We start from the raw sequence: 22,217 nt of genomic DNA, 5'->3' as shown, positions 1-22,217 counted from the left end.
AGCGTGGCCCATCCCGAAGCAGGCGTGAAAGCGGGCGCTGCGTGCGCCCCGGCAATTCAGACCTCACTGGAAAGCGTATGAAAGTGACCATCGTCGGCACGGGTTATGTCGGTCTGGTGACCGGCGCGTGTCTCGCCGAAATCGGCAATGACGTGTTTTGCGTGGACGTCGATCCGCGCAAGATCGAGATTCTCAACAACGGCGGCGTGCCCATCCACGAGCCGGGCCTGCAGGAAATGCTCAGGCGCACGCGCGCCGCGGGCCGCATCCAGTTTTCCACCGACGTGAAAGCGAGCGTCGAGCACGGCGACATCCAGTTCATCGCCGTCGGCACGCCGCCCGACGAAGACGGCTCCGCCGACCTGCAATACGTGCTCGCGGCGGCGCGCAACATCGGCAAGTATGCGAACGGTTTCAAGGTGATCGTCGACAAGTCGACGGTGCCGGTCGGCACGGCGCTTCAGGTGCGCCGCGTCGTTGCCGAGGAACTCAAGGCGCGCGGGCTCGAAGGCTCGGACAAGCACGGCGTCTCGGTCGTGTCGAACCCGGAGTTCCTGAAAGAGGGCGCGGCCGTCGATGACTTCATGCGGCCTGACCGCATCGTGATCGGCATCGACGACGACCACGCTGGCCAGATCGCGCGCGAGAAGATGAAGCGCCTGTACGCGCCGTTCAACCGCAATCACGAACGCACGCTCTACATGGACGTGCGCTCGGCGGAGTTCACGAAGTACGCGGCCAACGCGATGCTCGCCACGCGCATCTCGTTCATGAACGACCTGTCGAATCTCGCGGATACCGTCGGCGCCGATATCGAAGCGGTGCGGCGCGGCATCGGCTCGGATCCGCGCATCGGCTATCACTTCCTGTATGCGGGCTGCGGCTACGGCGGTTCATGTTTTCCGAAGGACGTGCAGGCGCTCGCGCAGACGGCCCGCGAAAACGGTCACACGCTGCGCATCCTCGAAGCCGTGGAAGCCGTCAATGACGACCAGAAGGAAGTGCTCGTCAACAAGATCCTGCGGCGCATGGGCGAGGATCTGCGCGGCCGCACGTTCGCCGTCTGGGGCCTCGCGTTCAAGCCGAACACCGACGACATGCGCGAGGCGTCGAGCCGCCGCATGATCGAGGCGCTGCTGAAGCGCGGCGCATCGGTGCAGGCCTACGATCCGGTCGCGCGCGACGAGGCCGAACGCGTTTTCGCGCTCGATCTCGCGGACCGTGCGGACGACATGAAGCGCCTGCACTTCGTGAAGACGCAGCAGGATGCGCTGACGAACGCGGATGCGCTCGTCATCGTGACCGAATGGAAGGAATTCAAGAGCCCCGACTTCGCTCATCTGAAAGGCGCGCTGAAGGCGCCGGTGATTTTCGATGGCCGCAATCTGTACGAACCGGAAGCGATGGCCGAACTGGGCATCGACTACTACGCAATAGGACGTCCCCATGTCGAACTCGACCCCAACGGCTCACGACATTAAGCCCGACACCCAGCCCGAGATTCCCGTCGTGCCGCGTGCGCGCGTGGCGGCGGCGCGTGTGCTGGTGGTCGGCGACGTGATGCTTGACCGCTATTGGTTCGGCGACGTCAACCGCATCTCGCCCGAAGCACCCGTGCCGGTCGTGCATGTGCAGAAGAAGGAAGACCGTCTCGGCGGCGCAGCCAACGTCGCGCGCAATGCGGCGGCGCTCGGCGCGCAGGCGGGTCTGCTGTGCGTCGTCGGACACGACGAGCCGGGTGAACGCGTGGTCGAACTGCTCGGCGAGAGCAAGGTCGCGGCGCATCTGGAGCGCGATCCTGAACTGCTCACGACCATCAAGCTGCGCGTGCTGTCGCGTCAGCAGCAATTGCTGCGCGTGGACTTCGAGAACACGCCGAATCACGAAGTGCTGCGCGCGTGCCTCGAACGCTTTGCCGACATCCTGCCGCAGCACGACGTGATCCTCATGTCGGACTACGCGAAGGGCGGCCTGACGCACGTCACGCAGATGATCGCCGAAGCACGGCGCGCCGGAAAACCGGTGCTGGTCGATCCGAAAGGCGACGACTGGGACCGCTATCGCGGCGCGACGCTCATCACGCCGAACCGCGCGGAACTGCGCGAGGTCGTCGGCCAATGGAAGTCGGAAGAAGACCTGCACGAGCGCGTGGCGAAGCTACGCCGCGAACTCGAGTTCGGCGCGCTGCTGCTGACGCGTTCGGAAGAAGGCATGACGCTCTTCACCGAAGGCCAGGTGGTGCATACGTCGGCCGAAGCACGCGAAGTGTATGATGTCTCGGGCGCCGGCGACACCGTCATCGCGACGGTCGCAACCATGCTGGGCGCGGGCGTGCCGCTGGTCGACTCCATCGTGTACGCGAACCGCGCGGCGGGCATCGTGGTCGGCAAGCTGGGCACGGCCACCGTCGACTACAACGAACTCTTCGCCTGATTCCCTCTCTCTGATAAACCGCCATGACCATCATCGTTACCGGTGCGGCCGGATTCATCGGCAGCAACATTGTCAAGGCGCTCAATGAGCGCGGCGAACAGCGCGTGATCGCAGTCGACAACCTGACGCGCGCCGACAAGTTCAAGAATCTCGTCGATTGCGACATCGACGACTACCTCGACAAGACCGAATTCGTCGAGCGCTTCAAGCGCGGCGACTTCGGCAAGGTACGCGCGGTGTTCCATGAAGGCGCCTGTTCGGACACGATGGAAACCGACGGCCGCTACATGATGGACAACAACTTCCGCTACAGCCGTGACGTGATGGACACGTGCCTCGCGCAAGGGGCGCAGTTCCTGTACGCGTCGTCGGCGGCCACGTACGGCGGGTCGAGCAAGTTTGTCGAGGAGCGCGCGTACGAGAAGCCGCTCAACGTCTACGGCTACTCGAAGCTGCTGTTCGACCAGATCGTGCGCCAGGTGTTGCCGCAGGCGAAGAGCCAGATTGTCGGCTTCCGCTATTTCAACGTGTACGGTCCGCGTGAGACGCACAAGGGCCGCATGGCGTCGGTCGCGTTCCACAACTTCAACCAGTTCCGCTCGGAAGGCAAGGTCAAGCTGTTCGGCGAATACAACGGCTATGCGGCGGGCGAGCAGACGCGCGATTTCATCTCGGTGGAAGACGTCGTGAAGGTGAACCTGTTCTTCTTCGATCATCCGGAGAAGTCGGGCATCTTCAACCTCGGCACGGGCCGCGCGCAGCCGTTCAACGACATCGCGTCGACCGTCGTGAACTCCTTGCGCGCGCTCGACGGCGAGGCCTCGCTCTCGCTCGCGGAGCTCGTGCAGCGCGGCTTGCTGGAGTACATCGCGTTTCCAGACGCGCTGCGCGGCAAGTATCAGTGCTTCACGCAAGCCGACCAGTCGAAGCTGCGCGCAGCCGGCTACGACACGCCGTTCCTGACGGTTCAGGAAGGCGTCGACCGCTACGTGCGCTGGCTGTTCGGCCAGCTATAAACGCGCGCCGTCCCTCTCTACACTGGGTCTCACGGTCGGCAGGTCGCCGGCCGGTTCCTCACGGAGACTCAGTCATGTTCAAGCACGCACTCTCGTCCCTTGCCGCGTTCGCGCTGATCTTTTCCCTCGGCTCGGCGTTTGCGGCCGTCGACGTCAACACCGCAGATGTCGACGCGCTGCGCGGCATCAAGGGTATCGGCCCGGCCAAGGCGAAGGCCATTCTCGACGAACGCCAGGCGCACGGCCCGTTCAAGGACGCCGGCGATCTCGGCACGCGCGTGAAGGGCATGGGCGGCAAGACCGTCCAGCGTCTGGAAGCGGAAGGGCTGACCATCGGCGCCTCCACCAAGACGGCAGCTGCACCGCCGGGTAACGCGGCAACGCCTGGCGCGGCCAACTCGGCGGTCGCCACGCCGGTGTCGGCGTCCGCCTCGGCCAAGCCGGTGGTCGTCAAGAAGTAACCGGCAGCGTCGTTGAATTGCTCCGGGCGCGCTCTGGTGCGCAGCGCGTGACCGGACCTTGGCTTTTGGACTCCTTCAGCCTGTAGAGGGTTTGGGCTCCCCGCGGTGTGCCTCCCGCGGGGCTTTTTGCGTGCGTCTGTGGGCGCTGAGGCTGTCGAAGGGCTTACGGATCCAGCCAGCAGACCATCCGCGCGGCAGGGCTGCGTGGGCGTCGGAAGGATCACTGGGCTACAATCGACCATCCCCCTTACCTCTGCTTTCACGCCAGACGCACTCGCGCGTGAAACTCGATTCCGCTCCGCATATGGCTTACATGACTATCGAAGACACGATCGGCAATACGCCGCTCGTGCAACTCGTCCGCGTCGTGGACGATGAAATCCGCAGCCGCAACAACGTCGTGCTGGGCAAGCTCGAAGGCAACAATCCGGCGGGTTCGGTGAAGGACCGCCCGGCGGCTTCGATGATCCGCAAGGCCGAGGAACGCGGCCGCATCAAGCCGGGCGACACGCTGATCGAAGCCACGAGCGGCAATACCGGTATCGCGCTCGCCATGGCCGCCGCCATGCGCGGCTACAAAATGGTCCTGCTGATGCCCGAGGATCTCTCGGTGGAGCGTCGCCAGAGCATGGCGGCGTATGGCGCGGAAATCATCATGACGCCGGTGAAGGGCGGCATGGAATACGCCCGCGATCTCGCCGACCAGATGCAGCGCGACGGCCGCGGCATCATCCTCGACCAGTTCGCGAATCCGGACAACCCGCTTGCGCATTACGAAGCCACCGGCCCGGAACTCTGGAAGCAGACCGAAGGACGCCTCACGCACTTCGTGTCGTCCATGGGCACGACCGGCACGATCATGGGCGTGTCGAAGTATTTGAAGGAGCAGAACGAGAAGATCGAGATCATCGGCGCGCAGCCGGAAGAAGGCTCGCGCATTCCGGGCATTCGCAAGTGGCCGGAAGCCTATCTGCCGAAGATCTTCGATCGCAGCCGCGTGGATCGCGTCGAGAACGTGAGCCAGGCCGCGTCGGAAGCCATGGCGCGGCGCCTGGCGTCCGTCGAAGGCATCTTTGCGGGCATCTCGTCGGGCGGCGCGTGCGAAGTCGCGCTGCGCATCGCGCGTCAGGTCGAGAACGCGACCATCGTGTTCATCGTCTGCGATCGCGGCGACCGGTATCTGTCGACGGGCGTGTTTCCCGCCTGAGGCCCCGGTGGCTGGCAGCGCTCAATGCGCTGAATGAAAAAACCCCGGCGCGCCGGGGTTTTCTTCATGCGCGAGCGGACCGCGCGCTATTGCGAGCTTGCACCTGTATCACCCGCGTTCATGCGCGCCTTCACCGCCTCGCCCAGCTGATACACCGCAAGCGCGTAGAAGAAGCTGCGGTTGTAACGCGTCAGCACATAGAAGTTCTTCAGTCCGAGCGTGTACTCGGTCGCGCGTCCCGGCGTGGGCAAGTCGACGACCGTGAGCGGCGTCGCAGCCTCGGCCGCGAGATTCAGCCCCGGTTCGTTGAGCAGCATGCCGGCCTTGGTCAGCTGCGCGAGCGACCACTTCGGTTCCGGCGCGCCATCCGCCGCGGCCTGTGCAATGCCCTGGCTGCCTTCGTCGCCGGCAATGCGCCACACCACCGGGCGGCCCGCTTCCCAGCCGTTCTGCTTCAGATAGTTCGCCACGCTGCCGATGGCATCCGCCGGACTCGTGCGCAAGTCGATACGGCTGTTGCCGTCGTAATCCACCGCGTACTGCACGATGCTGCTCGGCAGGAACTGCGGAATGCCGATCGCGCCCGTGTAGGAGCCGAGCACCGTGGTCGGGTCGATCTGCGAATCGCGCGTCCACACGAGCAGGTCTTCGAGGTTCTTGCGGAAGGTCGCCATGCGCTCGGCGCGGTTCGGCGTGTTCGGATAATCGAAGGTGAGCGTGGTCAGCGCGTCGAGCGCGCGGAAGTTGCCCATGTAGCGGCCGTAGATCGTCTCCACGCCGATGATGCCCACGATGACTTCCGGCGGCACCCCGAACTGCTCGGCCGCGCGTTTGAGCGTCGCCTGGTTGGCGCGCCAGAACTTCACGCCCGCATTGATGCGCACCGGCTCGATGAAGCGCGCCTGGTACGCGCGCCAGTTCTTGGTCGCGGGCGTGGGCGAGGGCAGCACCAGCTTCGCCGCCGTGGCCGAATAGCTGACGCGCGCGAACAGGTCGTGCAGCGCGGAGGAATCGAAGTCGTAGCGCGCCACCATGTCGTTGATGAACGCCTCGACATTCGGATTGTTCGCGTAACGCTGCGGCACGATCTCTTCTTCGAACATCTGGCCTTGCGGCGTCGCGGTCTGGGGTTGCTGAGACTGGGCGAGGGCGCCGGTCGCGCCGAGGCAGCCGAGCGCGCAGACGAGTGCGGCGAGGAACGCGCGTGGGGTCGGCTTGAACGGGGCCGCGAGGTCGGACGGAGCAAACTGAAAAGTCATGGTGTGCGTGGTTGGGGCGGTTGGGGCGATGCCGGATGTTCGGGCGGCACGACGCTCGTGGAGCCGGTCTCGAGTGGGCCTTGAATCTGCCGCGGTGCTTCGGGTGACTCGAGCCGGCCTTTGATCTGGATCGACCGGGATCGATCCGCAACGATTCTCAACGGAACGCAACGGCCTGCGACGGACCGCGCGCAGTGGCACGGCCGGCAAGGCGTCGGGGCAGTATAACCGACGCCTCGCGCCCTTACCGGCCAGATCCGCGGGCGCGGCCGTCATCGGGAACGCTGTGGTAACGGTGTGGTAACTTAGCGTCAACTGCGCGGCCCGTGGTCGTGTATGACGAAAAAAGACGAGACGAGAGCCGACGAAAGCGGCATTGCGAGACACCATGGCGACCGGCTTCTACTCCCATCCCGACTGCCTCCAGCACGACAACGGCCAATGGCATCCCGAATGCCCGGCACGCTTGCAGGCCATTGAAGATCAACTGATCGCGAGCCGTATCGACGCGCTGATCGAACGCGAGGAAGCCCCGCTCGCCAACGAAGCCGAGCTTGCGCGCGTGCACACGCAGGCGCATATCGACTACATCAAGAGCCGCACGCCCGAGCACGGGCGCAGCGAACTGGACCCCGATACCTCGATGTGCCCCGCGTCCTATCAGGCCGCATTGCGCGCGGCGGGCGCGGCGGTCGCGGCCACCGATGCGGTCATCGAGGGACGCTTTGACAATGCGTTCTGCAGCGTGCGTCCGCCGGGCCATCATGCGGAGCCCGCGCGCGCGATGGGCTTCTGTCTCTTCAACAACGTCGCGATCGCGGCGCGGCATGCGCTCGACGTGCATGGATTGCAGCGCGTCGCCATCGTCGATTTCGACGTGCATCACGGCAACGGCACCGAAGCCGCCTTCAGCGGCGACCCGCGCGTGCTGATGTGCAGCTTCTTCCAGCATCCGTTCTATCCGTTCAGCGGCGCCGGCAATCACGCGGACAACATGGTCAACGTGCCGCTCGCCGCGCGCACCAAGGGCATGGAAGTGCGCGAAGTGGTCGACATGATGTGGCTGCCGCGGCTCGAGGCATTCAAGCCGCAGATGATCTTCTTCTCCGCCGGGTTCGACGCCCATCGCGAAGACGACATGGCCAACATGGGCCTCGTCGAAGACGACTACGCGTGGATCACCGAGCAGATTCGCCGCGTGGCCGAGCGTCACGCGCAAGGGCGCATCGTGAGCTGTCTGGAAGGCGGCTACAACCTTTCGGCGCTCGGCCGCAGCGTGGTCGCGCATCTGCGCGCGCTCGCGGAGATCTAGCCGGACGCATGCGTGCGCGCATGATCGGCGCGCACCAGAATCCAGTCGATCAGTTCACGGATCACGCGATCGCGATCCAGGTCGTTGAGCGTCTCGTGCACGCTGTCCGGAATCATCGCGAGGGTGCTGTCGGTCGAGCCGACGTTCGCTTCGAAGTCACGGCTGCCGGCGGGGTCGCAGATGGCGTCGGCAGTGCCGTGGAATATCCGCAGCGGCACGTTGAGCGTCGCGCGCTTCGCCGTCACGCGTTCCATACCGGCAAGAATCTGCGCCGCCGTGCGCGCGGGCACCGGACCGTGATGCACGAGCGGATCGCGCTGATACGCGCTCACCACACCGCTTGCACGCGACAGCAACGCGGGATCGATGCTGAACGCGGCCATGCGCGGCGCGATCAACCCGGCCGCGCGGGTCAATGCCGCTTTCCAGCGCGGCATGCCGGGCGCAAGCTTCAGCGCGGGGCTCGACAGGATCAGCCCGGCCAGCTTCCTTTCCTGCGCCCGCTCGATGGCGTACAGCGCCGCGATCGTCCCGCCCATGCTGTGGCCCATCAGGAACAGCGGCGTGGCGGCGGGCGGCGTCGCGGCGCAGGCTTCGAGCAGCACGTCGGTATCACGCAGATAGTCGTTGAAGACGCGCACCCGCACGCGCGGCCCCGACGACTTGCCGTGGCCGCGCAGATCGACCGCAAACAGTTCGATGCCCGCCGCGTTCAGCGCAAGCGCCAGCGCGTCATACCGGCCCGCATGTTCGCCCAGCCCATGCACGAGCGCCACGCGCGCAAGCACCGCCTGTGCGTCGCCGTCCCGCGCCGGCTGCCAGCGATGCAGCAGCAAATCGACGCCATGACGCGTCGTAACCATGCTCGTCGAATAGAGCGTGCGTGCCTTGCCTGTCATTTCGATGAGTTATTAAGTGATCTGAAATCATTATTAAACAGAATGAAGCCGGTCCTGTAAAATCGCGGGCGAACAGGACAAAACCAGCTTCAGCTTCATCAAGCGGCGGCGGCTGCGCGGGTGCATGCACCTGGCGAGGCCTTCCGCCGTTTGTATTTCCATGATCGAAATCCACAACCTTTCACAACGTTTCGCCGGGCCCCGGGGCTGGGTCGAAGCGTTGCACAACGTCAATCTGACGATTCCGGCCGGTGAAGTCTTCGGCATCATCGGACGCAGCGGCGCCGGCAAGAGCACGCTGGTGCGCACCATCAACCTGCTGACGCGGCCAAGCGAAGGCAGCGTCGTGGTGGGCGGCCGCGACCTCATGACGCTCTCGCGCGACGACCTGCGGGCCGCGCGCCGCGATATCGGCATGATCTTCCAGCATTTCAACCTGCTCAGTTCGCGCACCGTGTACGGCAACGTCGCGCTGCCGCTCGAACTCGCCGGCAAGAAACGCGACGAGATCGAGGCCGCCGTGCTGCCGCTGCTCGAACTGGTCGGCCTGACGCAGCACAAGGACAAGTACCCCGCGCAGATCAGCGGCGGCCAGAAACAGCGCGTGGGCATCGCGCGGGCGCTCGCGAGCAAGCCGAAAGTGCTGCTCTCGGACGAGGCCACCTCCGCGCTCGATCCCGAAACCACGCGCGCCATTCTCGATCTGCTGCGCCGGATCAATCGCGAGCTCGGCCTGACCATCGTCCTCATCACGCACCAGATGGAAGTGATCAAGCAGGTGTGCGACCGCGTCGCGGTGCTGGACGCGGGGCGCGTGGTGGAAGAGGGCAAGGTCGTCGATGTCTTCATGCGGCCGCATCACGAAGTGACGCGCGCTTTGATCGGCGACGTCATCGCGCACGAACTGCCGCCCGCGCTGAAGGCCCGCGTGAGCGAGCGCCTCAAGACCGGCAGCGGGCATCTGCTGCGGCTCGCGTTCACGGGCTCGGGCGTCGATCAGCCGATTCTCTCCGAGACCATCCGCCGCTACGAGCTCGATTTCAACATCCTGCATGGCCAGATCGACGAGATCCAGGGCCAGGCGTTCGGCTCGCTCGCGGTGCTGGCGGGCGGGCAACCGGTGAAGGTCGCGGAAGCGATCGACTATCTGCGTTCGCAGGGCGTCGTGGTGGAGGAACTGTCCCATGTTGAGTGAAATGTTCGACATGTTCGTGCAGTCGTTCTGGGAAACGCTGGTCATGGTCGGCATCTCGGGACTCGTGGGCGCCGCCGTGGGCCTGCCGCTCGGCGTGCTGCTCTATCTGACCGACCGCGACGGCGTGCTGCCCAATCTCGCGGTGAATCGCGTGCTCGGCGGCATCGTCAATGCGGTGCGCTCCACGCCGTTCATCATCCTGCTGGTCGCCGTGATTCCGTTCACGCGCCTGATCGTCGGCTCGTCGATCGGCACGGCGGCCGCCGTCGTGCCGCTGACCATCGCCGCCGCGCCGTTCGTCGCGCGGCTGGTCGAAACGGCGCTGCGCGAAGTGGATCGCGGGCTCATCGAAGCCGCGCAGGCCATGGGCGCGTCCACCCGCCAGATCGTCTTCAAGGTGCTGCTGCCGGAATCGCTGCCGGGCGTCGTCGCCGGGCTGACCATCACGTTCGTCTCGCTGGTCGGCTATTCGGCGATGGCGGGCGCGATCGGCGGCGGCGGCCTCGGCGATCTCGGCATCCGCTACGGCTATCAGCGCTTCCTGCCGGAAGTGATGATCACCGTCGTCGTGATCCTCATCGTGTTCGTGCAGCTCGTGCAGTCGTTCGGCGACTGGTTCGTGCGGCGGCTTAGCCACAAATAAATCAATCCAAGAGACCACACCATGCAACGTCGATTCATCCTGAAGTTCGCCGCCGCGCTCCTGAGCGCATCGCTGTTCAACGTCGCACACGCCGAGGACGCCATCAAGATGGGCGTGACGGGCGGCCCGCACGCGCAGATCATGGACGTGGTGAAGCAGGTCGCCGCGAAGAACGGCCTCAAGATCACCGTGATCGAATTCTCGGACTACGTGCAGCCGAATGCCGCACTCTCCGCCGGCGATCTCGACGCGAACAGCTACCAGCATCTGCCGTATCTCGACGCGCAAGTGAAGGATCGCGGCTACAAGCTCATCCGCATCGCGGATACCGTGACGTTTCCGATGGGCATCTACTCGAAGAAGCTGAAGTCGCTTGCGGCGCTGCCGAACGGCGCGCGCATCGCGGTGCCCAACGATCCGACCAACGGCGGCCGTGCGCTGCTGCTGTTGCAGAAGCAAGGTCTCATCAAGCTGCGCGCCGACGCGGGCCTGAAGGCCACGCCGCTCGACATCGCGGAGAATCCGAAGAAGCTGAAGATCGTCGAACTGGACGCGGCGCAGATCCCGCGCTCGCTCGACGATGTCGACGCCGCCGCCATCAACACGAACTTCGCGATGGAAGCGGGTCTCAAGCCGAAGTCGGATGCGATCGCCATCGAGGATCCGCACGGCCCGTACGTGAACATCATCGCGATCCGCGCCGCCGACAAGGACAAGCCGTGGGTCGCCAAGCTGGTGGCGGCGTATCACTCGCCGGAAGTGAAGCAGTTCGTGGAAGGCAAGTACGCGGGGGCGGTCATCACCGCGTGGTAAAGCAGCAAGGAAACGTGACGAATACGGGTTTTCGTGGATTTGAATAGAACGATCGTTCGATAAAAATAGGGAAAATCCTATTGCACGATGACCCGGCCTGCCCGATTGCGGGGAAGTGAGCCGCCGCGTCGCTCGTATAATGACGCTGGGTTGACGTAATCGTAACTTTGGAGCGTGTGGATGAAAATTCTGGTGCCAGTCAAGCGCGTGGTCGACTACAACGTGAAGGTCCGCGTGAAATCGGACAACACGGGCGTCGATATCGCCAACGTGAAGATGTCGATGAACCCGTTCGACGAGATCGCCGTGGAAGAAGCGGTGCGTCTGAGGGAAGCGGGCGTTGCAACCGAAGTGATCGCGGTGTCGTGCGGCGTGACGCAATGTCAGGAAACGCTGCGCACGGCCATGGCGATCGGCGCGGATCGCGGCATTCTGGTCGAATCGGCCGATGAGCTTCAGCCGCTCGCCGTCGCGAAGATCCTGAAAGCGCTCGTCGATCAGGAAAAGCCTGAACTCGTCATTCTCGGCAAGCAGGCCATCGACGACGATTCGAATCAAACCGGCCAGATGCTCGCTGCATTGGCAGGTCTGCCGCAAGCGACGTTCGCATCGAAGGTCGTGATCGCGGATGGCAAAGCCACCGTCTCGCGCGAAGTGGATGGCGGCGCGGAAACGCTGTCGCTGAAGCTGCCGGCTGTCGTGACCACCGACCTGCGTCTCAACGAGCCGCGTTATGTGACGTTGCCGAACATCATGAAGGCGAAGAAAAAGACGCTCACCACGGTGAAACCGGCGGATCTGGGTGTGGATGTCGCGCCGCGTTTGAAGACGCTGAAGGTTGTCGAGCCGCCGAAGCGCAGCGCCGGTATCACGGTGCCGGACGTGAAGACGCTGGTCGAGAAGCTGAAGACCGAAGCCAAGGTGCTGTAAAGGAGACGCGGAAAAATGACGATTCTGGTAATTGCGGAACACGACAACGCGTCGATCAAGGCAGCGACGCTCAATACGGTTGCGGCTGCAACGAAGATCGGCGGCGACGTGCATGTGCTGGTCGCAGGCGCGAACGCGCAAGGCGCAGCCGATGCTGCGGCGAAGATTGCAGGCGTGGCCAAAGTGCTGCTTGCCGATGCGCCTCAACTCGCCGACGGCCTCGCGGAAAATGTCGACGGCACGGTGCTGAACATCGCGAAGGATTATTCGCACATCCTGGCTCCGGCTACGGCTTACGGCAAGAACATCGCGCCGCGTATCGCCGCGCATCTGGATGTCGCGCAGATCAGCGACATCACCGCCGTCGACAGCGCGGACACCTTCGAGCGTCCGATCTACGCAGGCAATGCCATTGCGACGGTTCAATCGAGCGATCCGATCAAGGTCATCACGGTGCGTGCAACGGGCTTCGATCCGGTTGCAGCGGAAGGCGGCAGCGCGACGGTCGAGAAAATCGAAGCCGCCGCCGATGCAGGCATTTCGCAGTTCGTCAGCCGTGAAGTGACGAAGCTGGACCGTCCGGAACTGACGAGCGCGCACATCATCGTGTCGGGTGGCCGTGGCTTGGGCAGCGGCGAGAACTACACGAAGACGCTGGAGCCGCTGGCGGACAAGCTGGGCGCGGCGCTGGGCGCATCGCGCGCAGCGGTCGATGCCGGTTACGTGCCGAACGACTTCCAGGTGGGCCAGACGGGCAAGATCGTCGCGCCGCAGTTGTACGTGGCAGTCGGCATCTCGGGTGCGATCCAGCACTTGGCGGGCATGAAGGACAGCAAGGTGATCGTCGCGATCAACAAGGACGCGGAAGCGCCGATCTTCAGCGTGGCCGATTACGGTCTCGTCGGCGATCTGTTCGCGGTCGTGCCGGAACTGGTGAAAGAGCTGGGCTGAAGCCGCGCCGGGTGAATTGCATTCGCCATGACACGAACGAGGGCGCGACGGATGTTGCGCCCTTTTTTTCGGCTATCAAGGTAAGGGAGGAGACAGGACGATGAGCTACCACGCCCCGCTCAAGGACATGTTGTTCGTGATGAAGGAGTTGGCCGATATCGACGGCATCGCCGCGTTGCCCGGTCACGAGGACGCGGGCTTCGAAACCGCGCAGGCGGTCGTCGAGGAAGCGGCGCGCTTCTGCGGCGAAGTGATTGCACCGCTGAACGTCGCGGGCGACCGGGAACCCAGCGCGTGGGCCAACGGCGAGGTCACCACGACGCCGGGTTTCAAGCAGGCGTTCCGGCAGTTCGCGGAGGGCGGCTGGCAGGGCGTCGTGCATCCGGCGGACTTCGGCGGCCAGGGCTTGCCGAAGCTGATCGCGACGCCGTGCATCGAAATGCTCAATTCGGCGAGTCTCTCCTTCGCGCTGTGTCCGCTCCTGACCGATGGCGCCATCGAAGCGTTGCTCACCGCCGGCAGCGACGCACAGAAGGCGCGCTATCTGCCGAAGTTCATTTCAGGTGAATGGACCGGCACGATGAACCTGACCGAGCCGCAGGCCGGTTCCGATCTCGCGCTGGTACGCACGCGCGCGGAACCGCAGGGCGACGCCACCTACAAGCTGTTTGGCACCAAGATCTTCATCACGTACGGCGAGCACGACATGGCGGAGAACATCGTGCATCTCGTGCTCGCACGCACGCCCGACGCGCCCGAAGGCGTGAAAGGGATTTCGCTGTTCATCGTGCCGAAGTTCCTCGTCAACGAAGACGGCTCGCTTGGCGCGCGCAACGACGTGCAGTGCGTGTCGATCGAACACAAGCTGGGCATCAAGGCGAGCCCGACTGCCGTGCTGCAATTCGGCGACCACGGCGGGGCGGTGGGTCATCTGATCGGCGAGGAGAATCGCGGCCTCGAATACATGTTCATCATGATGAACGCGGCGCGTTTTGCCGTGGGCATGCAGGGCATCGCGGTGGCGGAGCGCGCCTACCAGCAGGCGGTGGCCTACGCCAAGGAGCGCGTGCAGAGCCGTCCCGTCGACGGCAGCGCGAAGGAGCCGGTGACCATCATTCATCATCCGGACGTGCGCCGCATGCTCTCGACGATGCGCGCCTATACCGAAGGCGCCCGCGCGCTCGCGTATGTGGCGGCGTCGCACAGCGACCTGGCCCACGCGCACGCCGACGACGCCGCGCGCCAGAGCCATCAGGCCATTTACGAGTACCTCGTGCCGATCGTGAAGGGATTCAGCACGGAGATGTCCGTCGATGTCGCGAGCCTCGGCGTGCAGGTGCATGGCGGCATGGGCTTCATCGAGGAAACGGGCGCGGCGCAGCATTATCGCGACGCCCGCATCCTGCCGATCTATGAAGGCACAACCGCGATCCAGGCGAACGATCTCGTCGGCCGCAAGACCGTGCGCGACGGCGGCCGCACCGCGCAGGCGCTGCTCGCGCAGATCGACCAGACCATCGCGGCGCTTGCCGAGGTCGAGGGCCAGCCGTTCAAGTCGATGCATCGGCATCTGAGCGCGGGATCGCTGTCGCTGGCGCGCGCGATCGAATTCGTCATCGCGAAGTTCAAGAGCGATCCGAACGCGGTGTTCGCGGGCAGCGTGCCGTATCTGCGGCTGGCGGGCGTCGTGCTGTGCGGATGGCAGATGGCGCGCGCGATGCTCGTCTCGCACGCGAAGCGCTCGGACGACGAACGCTTCCATACGGCCAAGATCGCGACGGCGGAATTTTTCGCGGAGCATATTCTTTCGCTGGCGCCGGGCATCGAGGCGTCGATCGTCAGCGCGAATGGCCGCGAAGGCGTGCTGGCCTTGAGCGAAGACCAGTTCTAGGAATGACAAACGGCGCCGTGGAAGGCGCCGTTTTTGTTCGATGCTTCGAAAGCTCAGGCGTTCGCGTAGCCCGGCCGGCCGTTCACGCCGACGTTGCCTTCATAGCGATGCACCGAGAGGTCATCGGCACGGATCGCGGGCTGCTTGCCCGACATCAGATCCGCCAGCAACTGGCCCGAACCGCACGACATCGTCCAGCCCAGTGTGCCGTGGCCCGTGTTGAGGAACAGGTTCGGCACGCGGGTACGGCCGACGATCGGCGTGCCATCCGGCGTCATCGGGCGCAGGCCGGTCCAGAAGCTGGCCTTCGCGGTATCGCCGCCGCCGGGGAACAGGTCGTTCACGCACATTTCCAGCGTCTCGCGGCGCGCCTGCTTCAGTTCCTTGCTGAACCCGACAATCTCCGCCATGCCGCCGACGCGGATGCGGTCGTCGAAACGCGTGATGGCGATCTTGTAGGTCTCGTCGAGCACGGTGGAGACCGGCGCACGCGCGGCATCGACGATCGGCGCGGTGAGCGAATAACCCTTCAGCGGATACACCGGAATCTTCACGAGATCGCGGAGCAGCTTCGGCGAATAGGAGCCGAGCGCGACGACGTAGGAATCAGCCGTCACCCGTTCCTGGCCGCACTGCACGCCCGCGATGCGGCCGTTGGCGACGAGCAGCGCGTCGATCGACGTGTTGTAGCGGAACTTGACACCGAGCGCCTCGGCCATCGCGGCAAGACGCGTCGTGAACATCTGGCAGTCGCCGGTTTCGTCGTTCGGCAGGCGCAGGCCGCCCGTCAGCTTGTGCGACACGGCGGCGAGCGCGGGTTCGGCCTTCTTCAGTTCGTCCGCGGTCAGCAGTTCGAACGGTACGTTGGCTTCCTTCAGCACGTCGATGTCCTTGCCCGCGCCATCGAACTGTTGCTGCGAGCGGAACAGCTGCAGCGTGCCGCCGGTGCGACCTTCGTACTGGATGCCGGTGTCGGCGCGCAATGCCTGCAGGCAGTCGCGGCTGTATTCGGCGAGACGCACCATGCGGCCCTTGTTGATCGTGTAGCGATCCTGCGTGCAGTTGCGCAGCATCTGCCACATCCATTGCAGCTGGTTCATCGTGCCGTCGAGCCGGATGGCGAGCGGCGCGTGCTTCTCGAACATCCATTTCACCGCCTTGAGCGGTACGCCCGGAGCGGCCCACGGCGATGCATAGCCGGGGGAGATCTGTCCGGCGTTCGCAAAACTCGTTTCGAGCGCGGGGCCTGCTTCGCGGTCGATGACCGTGACTTCGTGGCCCGCGCGTGCGAGGTAATACGCGCTCGTCACGCCAACGACGCCGCTTCCGAGAATAACGATTCGCATGAGAACTCCGACCCGATTCGGTGACGCTTCCGAATGCGCGTGCTTTAAGTGGATCGACGCGGCTATCTGAAGCTCGTATAGTGTTATCGACTATGGTATGGACATCGAGGCAGTTTTAGTTATTGTATTTAGACGGTTTTCAGGAAAAAAACATGAGAACGCAGCGAAATCCCGTGCGCACGCTCGACAAGCTCGATCACAAGATCCTGAACATCCTTCAGGAGGATGGCCGCATCGCGATGAAGGATCTCGCGGAGCGCGTGGGGCTTTCGGTGACGCCGTGCATCGAGCGCGTGAAGCGCATGGAGCGTGACGGCGTCATCACCGGCTATCACGCGCGCGTGAATCCCGCTGAGCTGGGCGCAGCGCTGCTGGTGTTCGTGGAGATCACGCTCGATCACAAGAGCGGCAACATGTTCGACAAATTTCGCCGCGAGGTGCAGAAGATTCCCGAGGTGCTCGAGTGCCATCTCGTCTCCGGCGACTTCGACTATCTGATCAAGGCGCGTATCGGGGAAATGGCCGACTATCGCAAGCTGCTCGGCGACATCCTGCTGCAACTGCCGGGCGCGGTGCAGTCGAAGAGTTATGTCGTGATGGAGGAGATCAAGGAGACGCTGAAAATTCTTGTGGAGGTGTGATTCTTCGCTTGCGTTGCCGTCCGACTACTGTATATTTGTACAGTATTGTTTGACGGATTTGCTGCAATGTCATCGCCCGACCGTGAATATCCTGTCGCGCCTCCCGCGCCGCTGAAAGGGCGCGGCGCGGTCACGAACCTTCAGGGGCGCTACGAGAAGGACGAGCGCGAACGCGTCGACGACGGCTGGCTGCATGCCGTCGAAGGCGAGGAAAACGGCGCGCCGCCGCTGCGCACGCAGATTTTCGAGGAGCGCGCGAAAAGCATCCTCACACGCAACAGCTCGCCGGATATTCCGTTTTCGGTCTCGCTCAACCCTTACCGGGGGTGTGAGCACGGCTGCATTTACTGCTTTGCCCGGCCTACGCACAGTTATCTCGGGCTGTCGCCCGGGCTCGATTTCGAGAGCCGCATCTACGCGAAGGTCAACGCGCCCGAACTGCTCAAGCGCGAACTCGCGAAGCCGAATTACGAGCCCGAACCTATCGCGCTTGGCGTGAATACGGATGCCTATCAGCCCGTCGAGCGCGACCTGCGGCTGACGCGGCGCGTGATCGAAGTGCTGCACGACTACGGCCATCCGTTCGCGGCCATCACGAAGAACTCGCTGATCGAGCGCGACATCGACCTGCTCGCGCCCATGGCGGAACGTGGACAAGTCATGGCCGCCATCACCATCACCACCTTGGACGCGGACATCGCGCGCACGCTGGAGCCGCGTGCATCGACGCCTTCACGGCGTTTGCGCACGGTGCGCGCGCTCGCCGATGCGGGCATTCCGGTGGGCGTCAGCATCGCGCCGGTGATCCCGTTCGTCACGGAGCCGGACTTGGAGCGCGTGCTGGAAGCCTGCGCGGAGGCGGGCGCGACGAGCGCGAGCTATATCGTGCTGCGCTTGCCCTGGGAAGTCGCGCCGCTGTTCAAGGACTGGCTCGCGGCGCACTTTCCGGATCGCGCGGAACGCGTAATGAGCCGCGTGCGCGATATGCGTGGCGGCAAAGACTATGACTCGAATTTTTCGACGCGCATGAAGGGCGAGGGCCTGTGGGCCGACATGTTGCGGCAGCGCTTTCGCCAGGCAACCCGGCGGCTGGGACTGAATGCGCGGCAGCGCGGCATTCTGGATATGTCCGAGTTCCAGTGCCCGGAAAAGCGGGCCGCAGCCGTGAAGGCCGCAGCGGCGCCGCTGAATCCGCAGCTCGACCTGTTCTGAAGCTTATTGCGAGAGCGTCTTGGCCGCCTGGACCTGGCCTTCGAAATACGTCTGGAAGGTCAGCGCGAGACCGGTCATCAGCAGGAAGGCGCCGATCAGCAGCGAAAAAATCACGATGAAGATGACTGTCCAGCCGGAGCGGCTGTTGCGTCCGGTATGCGCGTTGAACTGCGCGTCCCATTTGGCGTCGGGGCGCAGGCCGTAGACAATCGCCGACAAAAACGCCGCCAGCAGCGAAACGGCGCCGGGGAAGGCCAGCGCCCAGCCGAGCAGCGAGGCGCGCTCGGTTTCCTTCAGCAGCAGATAGCCGAACGCCCCCAGCACAATGCCGACGATATGCGCCCAGCCGTACTTGTCGCGCAGCCCATACAGATAGAAACGATGCAGGCCGATCGAGCCGAACAGGAAGGCGAGCGCCGCGGTGAGCGTCTTCGAACGGAAATAGGGCGGGACCTGCTTGCCGGCAGGGTTCGAGCCGGAGGGCGTGGCGACGGACGAGGAAGTCATCAGCGAAGGCGGTGGTAAAGGAGAGTGCAGCGGGAGTGCGGGCGTCATTTTACGCCCGCGCGTGCCCCGAACACCGATGCCACGATGCCGCACGGGACTGATTTCCGGTATCCGTGAATCTCGCGAAGCGATCTTTTGAACGGCCCTGCATCCAAAAAATGCTTCAAGTGTTTGGTGGCGCAGTGAAATCCGGCTATAATCGCCTGTTCTCGTTGTTCCGAACCCCGGTTTTCAAGGATTTCAGCATGGTCATCATCCGCTTGGCTCGTGGCGGCTCGAAGAAGCGCCCGTTCTACAACATCGTCGCAACTGATTCGCGTAGCCGTCGTGACGGCCGCTTCATCGAGCGCGTGGGTTTCTACAACCCGGTCGCCACGAAGGGCGAATCGCTCCGTATCGCTCAGGACCGCCTGACGTACTGGAAGGAAGTCGGCGCACAACTGTCGCCGACGGTCGAGCGCCTGGTCAAGCAGGCTCAGCAAGCTCAGCCGGCTGCGTAAGCGGCTACCTGAGCCAGCTGCGCACGCTAGCTTAGACCACGCAACACAACGCTCGAAACCTGCCCAAAGGCTCGCCGATGTCCACGCGCGATTCAGAATCCGGACGCGCTGCCGGAAGCATCGGTCAGCCACAACCGGGGCAAGATGAAGGTTCCGCCACGTTTGGCGCATTCGTCCGCAAGCCGGGCGGGCGCCGCGTGGCGACCGACGTTTCGAGTGGCAAGGTTTCGAGTGGCAACGCAAGTGGCACTCAGCCGGACGGCGCAATCGAGCCGGTCAAGGCTTTGCCTGACGACGCCGTCGAAGTCGGTTTCATTGCCGATGCCTACGGTCTCAAGGGCTGGGTCAAGATCGTCCCGCACGCCGGCGGCAAGCAGGGCGGCGACGCCTTGCTGAACGCCAGGCGCTGGTGGCTCGTGAAGGGCCGCGAACGCAAGTCCGCGCGCTGCATGCAGTCCAAAGTGCACGCCGACACCATCGTCGCGCGCCTGGGCGGCTGTGATGACCGTGATCTGGCCATGTCGCTGAAAGGGCATACGGTGCATATCGCGCGCAGCGATTTCCCGAAGCTCGCCAGCGAAGACGAATTCTACTGGGTCGACCTGCTCGGCCTGGATGTCGAAAATGAAGCCGGCGTGGCCCTGGGCCGTGTCGCGGACCTGATCGACAACGGCGCACATTCCATCCTGCGGATCGAGTATCCGGACACCAGCAAGGAAGGCGCGCCCATCATCGGCGAGCGGCTGATTCCGTTCGTCGGCGTGTATGTGAAGACGGTGGACCGCGCGGCGAAGCGTATCGTCGTGGACTGGGACGCCGACTATTGAACCTCGGCACGTTACGGAGAGAGCGATGCAGTTCGATGTCGTGACGCTCTTTCCCGAGATGTTTCGCGCGCTGACCGACTGGGGCATCACCAGCCGGGCGGTCAAGCAGGAACGGTTCGGTCTGCGCACGTGGAATCCGCGTGACTTCACGACCGACAACTACCGCACCGTCGACGATCGTCCCTATGGCGGCGGTCCCGGCATGGTCATGCTGGCGCGTCCGCTGGAAGCCGCGCTGCATGCCGCGAAGGCGGCGCAGCGCGAGCAGGGTATCGCAGCGACGCGCGTCGTGATGATGTCGCCGCAAGGCGCCACGCTGAACCACGAGCGCGTGATGCAGTTCGCTGAAGAGCCCGGTCTGGTGCTGCTGTGCGGCCGTTACGAAGCCATCGACCAGCGTCTGATCGATCGCGAAGTGGACGAAGAAGTCAGCCTCGGCGACTTCGTGCTCTCGGGCGGTGAACTTCCGGCCATGGCGCTGATGGACGCAGTGGTCCGGCATCTGCCCGGTGTGCTGAATGACGCGCAATCGGCGGTGCAGGACAGTTTCGTGGACACTTTGCTGGACTGTCCGCACTACACGCGGCCTGAAGAGTACGAAGGCGTGCGTGTCCCGGATGTGCTGCTCGGCGGCCATCACAAGGAAATCGAGGCGTGGCGCAGGCGTGAAGCATTGCGCAACACGCTCGCCAAGCGGCCCGATCTGATCGCGCGGGCGCGCAAGGGCAAGATGTTGAGCCGTGCCGATGAGGCATGGCTCGCAGAACTCGCAAAGGAAGCGTCGAAACCTGCCTAGGTTTCGGGCCGACGAGCGGGACACAGGGGGCGTCGAGTCGCATCGGCGCCTGAAGCAAACCCATCCTCTACCGGGGCCTTCATTTCAGGCACACAACTCCGGCAAGATGGCACAAGGAGTCAGTAATGAATCTGATTGAACAACTCGAGAAGGAAGAGATCGCACGCGTTCTGGGCGAGAAGAGCATCCCCGACTTCGCGCCGGGCGATACCGTCGTCGTCAACGTGAACGTGGTCGAAGGCACGCGCAAGCGTGTCCAGGCTTACGAAGGCGTCGTCATTGCGAAGCGCAACCGTGGCCTGAACTCGAACTTCATCGTCCGCAAGATCTCGTCGGGCGAAGGCGTCGAGCGTACGTTCCAGACCTACTCGCCGCTGCTCGCAAGCATCGTCGTGAAGCGTCGTGGTGATGTTCGCCGCGCAAAGCTGTACTACCTCCGCGAGCGTTCGGGCAAGTCGGCTCGAATCAAGGAAAAGCTGGTCTTCAAGGGCAAGTCGGCGCCTGCTGCCGAGTAAGTCGTCGCAGCAAGACCGCGCACGAGTCCTCCGAAAAAAGCACCCTCGCGGGTGCTTTTTTCTTTGGTGTGTTCAAATCAGGACTTCGGCAGCCCCGTCCCCCTCCGTCTCCTACCCGTAACCAATCCGTGTCCACCGGCAAGACTTCGACTCCGCGCATCCTCGAACCCGAAAAAATGCCTGTCGCGGCGACGGGCGAAGCGCTCCCGCCCATCGCGCCCGAGCGCCTCTCGCCGGAAGGCTTGCGCGCGCGCTTCGCCATGCAACTCGACTGGCAGCAGGAAGAACGCGAACAGCGCATCAAGGCGATTGGCGGCGACCCGCGCGTGGCGTCGGTGCTGGTGGCGCTGGTCAAGCGCGAGGGCGGCCTGACCGTGCTGCTGACTCAACGCGCCGATCACCTGTCGGACCATGCTGGCCAGATCAGTTTTCCGGGCGGCCGCCGCGAGCCGGAAGACGCCGATGCCGCCGCCACCGCCTTGCGCGAGGCGAAGGAAGAGGTCGGGCTGGACGCTGAACATTGCGAGGTCATCGGCGCGATGCCCGAGTATCTGACGGGCACGGGCTTCAAGGTGACGCCGGTGGTCGCGCTGGTCTCGCCGCCGTTCACGCTGCACGCCGACACCTGCGAAGTGGCCGACATCTTCGAAGTCCCGCTCGCCTGGCTGATGAATCCCGCCAACCACGAAGTGCGCGTTTTCCGCTGGGAAGGCGGCGAGCGTCGTTTTTTTGCCATGCCCTACGTGCCGGGCGAAGGAAAGGCGCCCTATTTCATCTGGGGCGCAACGGCTGGCATGTTGCGCAATTTCTACCGCTTCCTCGCGGCCTGAACGTCAACGCGCACGGCAAGCGGACGCAGCGTC

The 22,217-nt window shown here is 64.2% G+C and carries 23 protein-coding genes; 19 read left to right on the top strand and 4 right to left on the bottom strand.

The genetic code is table 11. The features are described from left to right. The first annotated feature begins 77 nt into the window (after nucleotides 1-77). The 5 genes from QCE88_RS12550 (at nucleotide 78) to cysM (ending at nucleotide 5,117) form a co-directional block, all read left to right on the top strand. Entirely contained in the window at nucleotides 78-1,481 is a 1,404-nt protein-coding gene (locus QCE88_RS12550; RefSeq protein WP_309902272.1) for a UDP-glucose/GDP-mannose dehydrogenase family protein, read from the top strand. Further along, entirely contained in the window at nucleotides 1,447-2,433 is a 987-nt protein-coding gene (gene rfaE1, locus QCE88_RS12545) for a D-glycero-beta-D-manno-heptose-7-phosphate kinase (protein ID WP_309902270.1), read from the top strand. The genes QCE88_RS12550 and rfaE1 overlap by 35 nt, the downstream gene beginning before the upstream one ends. Before the next feature lie 23 nt (nucleotides 2,434-2,456). After that, nucleotides 2,457-3,449: an ADP-glyceromanno-heptose 6-epimerase gene (gene rfaD, locus QCE88_RS12540; RefSeq protein WP_309902268.1), complete on the top strand. Its 993-nt coding sequence runs from the start codon at nucleotides 2,457-2,459 to the stop codon at nucleotides 3,447-3,449. 74 nt (nucleotides 3,450-3,523) lie between these two features. Next, nucleotides 3,524-3,910, top strand: a complete 387-nt coding sequence (locus QCE88_RS12535) for a helix-hairpin-helix domain-containing protein (protein WP_309902264.1) — start codon at nucleotides 3,524-3,526, stop codon at nucleotides 3,908-3,910. A 304-nt stretch (nucleotides 3,911-4,214) separates the two neighbouring features. Then, nucleotides 4,215-5,117 carry a cysteine synthase CysM gene (gene cysM / locus QCE88_RS12530; RefSeq protein WP_309902262.1) on the top strand — a complete coding sequence of 301 codons (903 nt, stop codon included), beginning with the start codon at nucleotides 4,215-4,217 and terminating at the stop codon, nucleotides 5,115-5,117. Nucleotides 5,118-5,203: 86 nt separating this feature from the next. Here the strand turns inward: cysM and mltB are convergent, their stop codons facing one another. Then, nucleotides 5,204-6,376, bottom strand: a complete 1,173-nt coding sequence (gene mltB, locus QCE88_RS12525; RefSeq protein ID WP_309902259.1) for a lytic murein transglycosylase B — start codon at nucleotides 6,374-6,376, stop codon at nucleotides 5,204-5,206. Nucleotides 6,377-6,764: 388 nt separating this feature from the next. Here mltB and QCE88_RS12520 point away from each other — a divergent pair, with 388 nt between their 5' ends. Next, nucleotides 6,765-7,688, top strand: a complete 924-nt coding sequence (locus tag QCE88_RS12520) for a histone deacetylase family protein (RefSeq protein ID WP_309902258.1) — start codon at nucleotides 6,765-6,767, stop codon at nucleotides 7,686-7,688. Here the strand turns inward: QCE88_RS12520 and QCE88_RS12515 are convergent. Continuing rightward, complete coding sequence (locus QCE88_RS12515) at nucleotides 7,685-8,587, bottom strand: alpha/beta hydrolase (protein WP_309902256.1); 903 nt, start codon at nucleotides 8,585-8,587, stop codon at nucleotides 7,685-7,687. The two genes, QCE88_RS12520 and QCE88_RS12515, sit on opposite strands and share 4 nt — an antisense overlap. Nucleotides 8,588-8,747: 160 nt before the next feature. Between QCE88_RS12515 and QCE88_RS12510 the strand changes: the two genes are divergently transcribed. From QCE88_RS12510 to QCE88_RS12485, 6 genes are all read left to right on the top strand, one after another. Continuing rightward, nucleotides 8,748-9,782, top strand: a complete 1,035-nt coding sequence (locus QCE88_RS12510) for a methionine ABC transporter ATP-binding protein (RefSeq protein WP_309902254.1) — start codon at nucleotides 8,748-8,750, stop codon at nucleotides 9,780-9,782. Then, nucleotides 9,772-10,425 carry a methionine ABC transporter permease gene (locus tag QCE88_RS12505; protein ID WP_309902252.1) on the top strand — a complete coding sequence of 218 codons (654 nt, stop codon included), beginning with the start codon at nucleotides 9,772-9,774 and terminating at the stop codon, nucleotides 10,423-10,425. Before QCE88_RS12510 ends, QCE88_RS12505 begins: the two co-directional genes overlap by 11 nt. Before the next feature lie 21 nt (nucleotides 10,426-10,446). Continuing rightward, entirely contained in the window at nucleotides 10,447-11,238 is a 792-nt protein-coding gene (locus QCE88_RS12500; RefSeq protein ID WP_309902250.1) for a MetQ/NlpA family ABC transporter substrate-binding protein, read from the top strand. Between the two features lie 180 nt (nucleotides 11,239-11,418). Beyond that, complete coding sequence (locus tag QCE88_RS12495) at nucleotides 11,419-12,168, top strand: electron transfer flavoprotein subunit beta/FixA family protein (RefSeq protein ID WP_309902247.1); 750 nt, start codon at nucleotides 11,419-11,421, stop codon at nucleotides 12,166-12,168. 15 nt (nucleotides 12,169-12,183) lie between these two features. Then, nucleotides 12,184-13,119, top strand: a complete 936-nt coding sequence (locus QCE88_RS12490; protein ID WP_309902244.1) for an FAD-binding protein — start codon at nucleotides 12,184-12,186, stop codon at nucleotides 13,117-13,119. A 100-nt stretch (nucleotides 13,120-13,219) separates the two neighbouring features. Further along, the gene (locus QCE88_RS12485; protein WP_309902242.1) at nucleotides 13,220-15,010 is read left to right on the top strand and encodes an acyl-CoA dehydrogenase; all 1,791 of its coding nucleotides are present in this window, start codon (nucleotides 13,220-13,222) and stop codon (nucleotides 15,008-15,010) included. A gap of 53 nt (nucleotides 15,011-15,063) precedes the next feature. Here the strand turns inward: QCE88_RS12485 and QCE88_RS12480 are convergent, their stop codons facing one another. Beyond that, the gene (locus tag QCE88_RS12480; protein WP_309902240.1) at nucleotides 15,064-16,356 is read right to left on the bottom strand and encodes a D-amino acid dehydrogenase; all 1,293 of its coding nucleotides are present in this window, start codon (nucleotides 16,354-16,356) and stop codon (nucleotides 15,064-15,066) included. Between the two features lie 152 nt (nucleotides 16,357-16,508). On the opposite strand from QCE88_RS12480, the gene QCE88_RS12475 reads away from it, so the two are divergent. Together QCE88_RS12475 and QCE88_RS12470 are read left to right on the top strand one after the other, a co-directional pair. After that, nucleotides 16,509-16,997, top strand: coding sequence for an Lrp/AsnC ligand binding domain-containing protein (locus tag QCE88_RS12475; RefSeq protein WP_309902238.1), 489 nt, complete (start codon nucleotides 16,509-16,511; stop codon nucleotides 16,995-16,997). 66 nt (nucleotides 16,998-17,063) lie between these two features. Beyond that, the gene (locus QCE88_RS12470) at nucleotides 17,064-18,209 is read left to right on the top strand and encodes a PA0069 family radical SAM protein (protein ID WP_309902236.1); all 1,146 of its coding nucleotides are present in this window, start codon (nucleotides 17,064-17,066) and stop codon (nucleotides 18,207-18,209) included. A 3-nt stretch (nucleotides 18,210-18,212) separates the two neighbouring features. Here QCE88_RS12470 and QCE88_RS12465 read toward each other — a convergent pair whose 3' ends face one another. Continuing rightward, nucleotides 18,213-18,716: a hypothetical protein gene (locus tag QCE88_RS12465; protein WP_309902234.1), complete on the bottom strand. Its 504-nt coding sequence runs from the start codon at nucleotides 18,714-18,716 to the stop codon at nucleotides 18,213-18,215. Nucleotides 18,717-18,961: 245 nt separating this feature from the next. On the opposite strand from QCE88_RS12465, the gene rpsP reads away from it, so the two are divergent. From rpsP to QCE88_RS12440, 5 genes are all read left to right on the top strand, one after another. Then, nucleotides 18,962-19,216 carry a 30S ribosomal protein S16 gene (rpsP, locus tag QCE88_RS12460; protein WP_309811632.1) on the top strand — a complete coding sequence of 85 codons (255 nt, stop codon included), beginning with the start codon at nucleotides 18,962-18,964 and terminating at the stop codon, nucleotides 19,214-19,216. A 77-nt stretch (nucleotides 19,217-19,293) separates the two neighbouring features. Continuing rightward, the gene (rimM, locus tag QCE88_RS12455; RefSeq protein ID WP_309902232.1) at nucleotides 19,294-20,043 is read left to right on the top strand and encodes a ribosome maturation factor RimM; all 750 of its coding nucleotides are present in this window, start codon (nucleotides 19,294-19,296) and stop codon (nucleotides 20,041-20,043) included. 25 nt (nucleotides 20,044-20,068) lie between these two features. Next, on the top strand, nucleotides 20,069-20,839 hold the full coding sequence (trmD, locus tag QCE88_RS12450) for a tRNA (guanosine(37)-N1)-methyltransferase TrmD (RefSeq protein WP_309902230.1): 771 nt from the start codon (nucleotides 20,069-20,071) through the stop codon (nucleotides 20,837-20,839). 125 nt (nucleotides 20,840-20,964) lie between these two features. Next, on the top strand, nucleotides 20,965-21,354 hold the full coding sequence (gene rplS / locus QCE88_RS12445; RefSeq protein ID WP_309902228.1) for a 50S ribosomal protein L19: 390 nt from the start codon (nucleotides 20,965-20,967) through the stop codon (nucleotides 21,352-21,354). A gap of 176 nt (nucleotides 21,355-21,530) precedes the next feature. Beyond that, nucleotides 21,531-22,184 carry a CoA pyrophosphatase gene (locus tag QCE88_RS12440; protein ID WP_309903561.1) on the top strand — a complete coding sequence of 218 codons (654 nt, stop codon included), beginning with the start codon at nucleotides 21,531-21,533 and terminating at the stop codon, nucleotides 22,182-22,184. Nucleotides 22,185-22,217 lie beyond the last annotated feature (33 nt).

The sequence above is a fragment of the Caballeronia sp. LZ035 genome (assembly GCF_031451175.1).
Classification (GTDB): domain Bacteria; phylum Pseudomonadota; class Gammaproteobacteria; order Burkholderiales; family Burkholderiaceae; genus Caballeronia.
Note: the sequence above shows the minus strand (reverse complement) of the source record. Positions and strands in the feature narration are given on the sequence as shown.

What these genes read in the sequence shown, in the direction of transcription:
- QCE88_RS12490 (WP_309902244.1), top strand. Translation starts at nt 12,184, where the DNA reads ATGACGATTCTGGTAATTGCGGAACACGACAACGCGTCGATCAAGGCA.
- QCE88_RS12535 (WP_309902264.1), top strand. Translation starts at nt 3,524, where the DNA reads ATGTTCAAGCACGCACTCTCGTCCCTTGCCGCGTTCGCGCTGATCTTT.
- trmD (WP_309902230.1), top strand. Translation starts at nt 20,069, where the DNA reads ATGCAGTTCGATGTCGTGACGCTCTTTCCCGAGATGTTTCGCGCGCTG.
- rimM (WP_309902232.1), top strand. Translation starts at nt 19,294, where the DNA reads ATGTCCACGCGCGATTCAGAATCCGGACGCGCTGCCGGAAGCATCGGT.
- QCE88_RS12505 (WP_309902252.1), top strand. Translation starts at nt 9,772, where the DNA reads ATGTTGAGTGAAATGTTCGACATGTTCGTGCAGTCGTTCTGGGAAACG.
- QCE88_RS12440 (WP_309903561.1), top strand. Translation starts at nt 21,531, where the DNA reads ATGCCTGTCGCGGCGACGGGCGAAGCGCTCCCGCCCATCGCGCCCGAG.
- rfaD (WP_309902268.1), top strand. Translation starts at nt 2,457, where the DNA reads ATGACCATCATCGTTACCGGTGCGGCCGGATTCATCGGCAGCAACATT.
- mltB (WP_309902259.1), bottom strand. Translation starts at nt 6,376, where the DNA reads ATGACTTTTCAGTTTGCTCCGTCCGACCTCGCGGCCCCGTTCAAGCCG.
- QCE88_RS12550 (WP_309902272.1), top strand. Translation starts at nt 78, where the DNA reads ATGAAAGTGACCATCGTCGGCACGGGTTATGTCGGTCTGGTGACCGGC.
- QCE88_RS12475 (WP_309902238.1), top strand. Translation starts at nt 16,509, where the DNA reads ATGAGAACGCAGCGAAATCCCGTGCGCACGCTCGACAAGCTCGATCAC.
- QCE88_RS12470 (WP_309902236.1), top strand. Translation starts at nt 17,064, where the DNA reads ATGTCATCGCCCGACCGTGAATATCCTGTCGCGCCTCCCGCGCCGCTG.
- rpsP (WP_309811632.1), top strand. Translation starts at nt 18,962, where the DNA reads ATGGTCATCATCCGCTTGGCTCGTGGCGGCTCGAAGAAGCGCCCGTTC.
- QCE88_RS12480 (WP_309902240.1), bottom strand. Translation starts at nt 16,356, where the DNA reads ATGCGAATCGTTATTCTCGGAAGCGGCGTCGTTGGCGTGACGAGCGCG.
- QCE88_RS12510 (WP_309902254.1), top strand. Translation starts at nt 8,748, where the DNA reads ATGATCGAAATCCACAACCTTTCACAACGTTTCGCCGGGCCCCGGGGC.
- QCE88_RS12520 (WP_309902258.1), top strand. Translation starts at nt 6,765, where the DNA reads ATGGCGACCGGCTTCTACTCCCATCCCGACTGCCTCCAGCACGACAAC.
- QCE88_RS12495 (WP_309902247.1), top strand. Translation starts at nt 11,419, where the DNA reads ATGAAAATTCTGGTGCCAGTCAAGCGCGTGGTCGACTACAACGTGAAG.
- rfaE1 (WP_309902270.1), top strand. Translation starts at nt 1,447, where the DNA reads ATGTCGAACTCGACCCCAACGGCTCACGACATTAAGCCCGACACCCAG.
- cysM (WP_309902262.1), top strand. Translation starts at nt 4,215, where the DNA reads ATGGCTTACATGACTATCGAAGACACGATCGGCAATACGCCGCTCGTG.
- rplS (WP_309902228.1), top strand. Translation starts at nt 20,965, where the DNA reads ATGAATCTGATTGAACAACTCGAGAAGGAAGAGATCGCACGCGTTCTG.
- QCE88_RS12515 (WP_309902256.1), bottom strand. Translation starts at nt 8,587, where the DNA reads ATGACAGGCAAGGCACGCACGCTCTATTCGACGAGCATGGTTACGACG.
- QCE88_RS12500 (WP_309902250.1), top strand. Translation starts at nt 10,447, where the DNA reads ATGCAACGTCGATTCATCCTGAAGTTCGCCGCCGCGCTCCTGAGCGCA.
- QCE88_RS12485 (WP_309902242.1), top strand. Translation starts at nt 13,220, where the DNA reads ATGAGCTACCACGCCCCGCTCAAGGACATGTTGTTCGTGATGAAGGAG.
- QCE88_RS12465 (WP_309902234.1), bottom strand. Translation starts at nt 18,716, where the DNA reads ATGACTTCCTCGTCCGTCGCCACGCCCTCCGGCTCGAACCCTGCCGGC.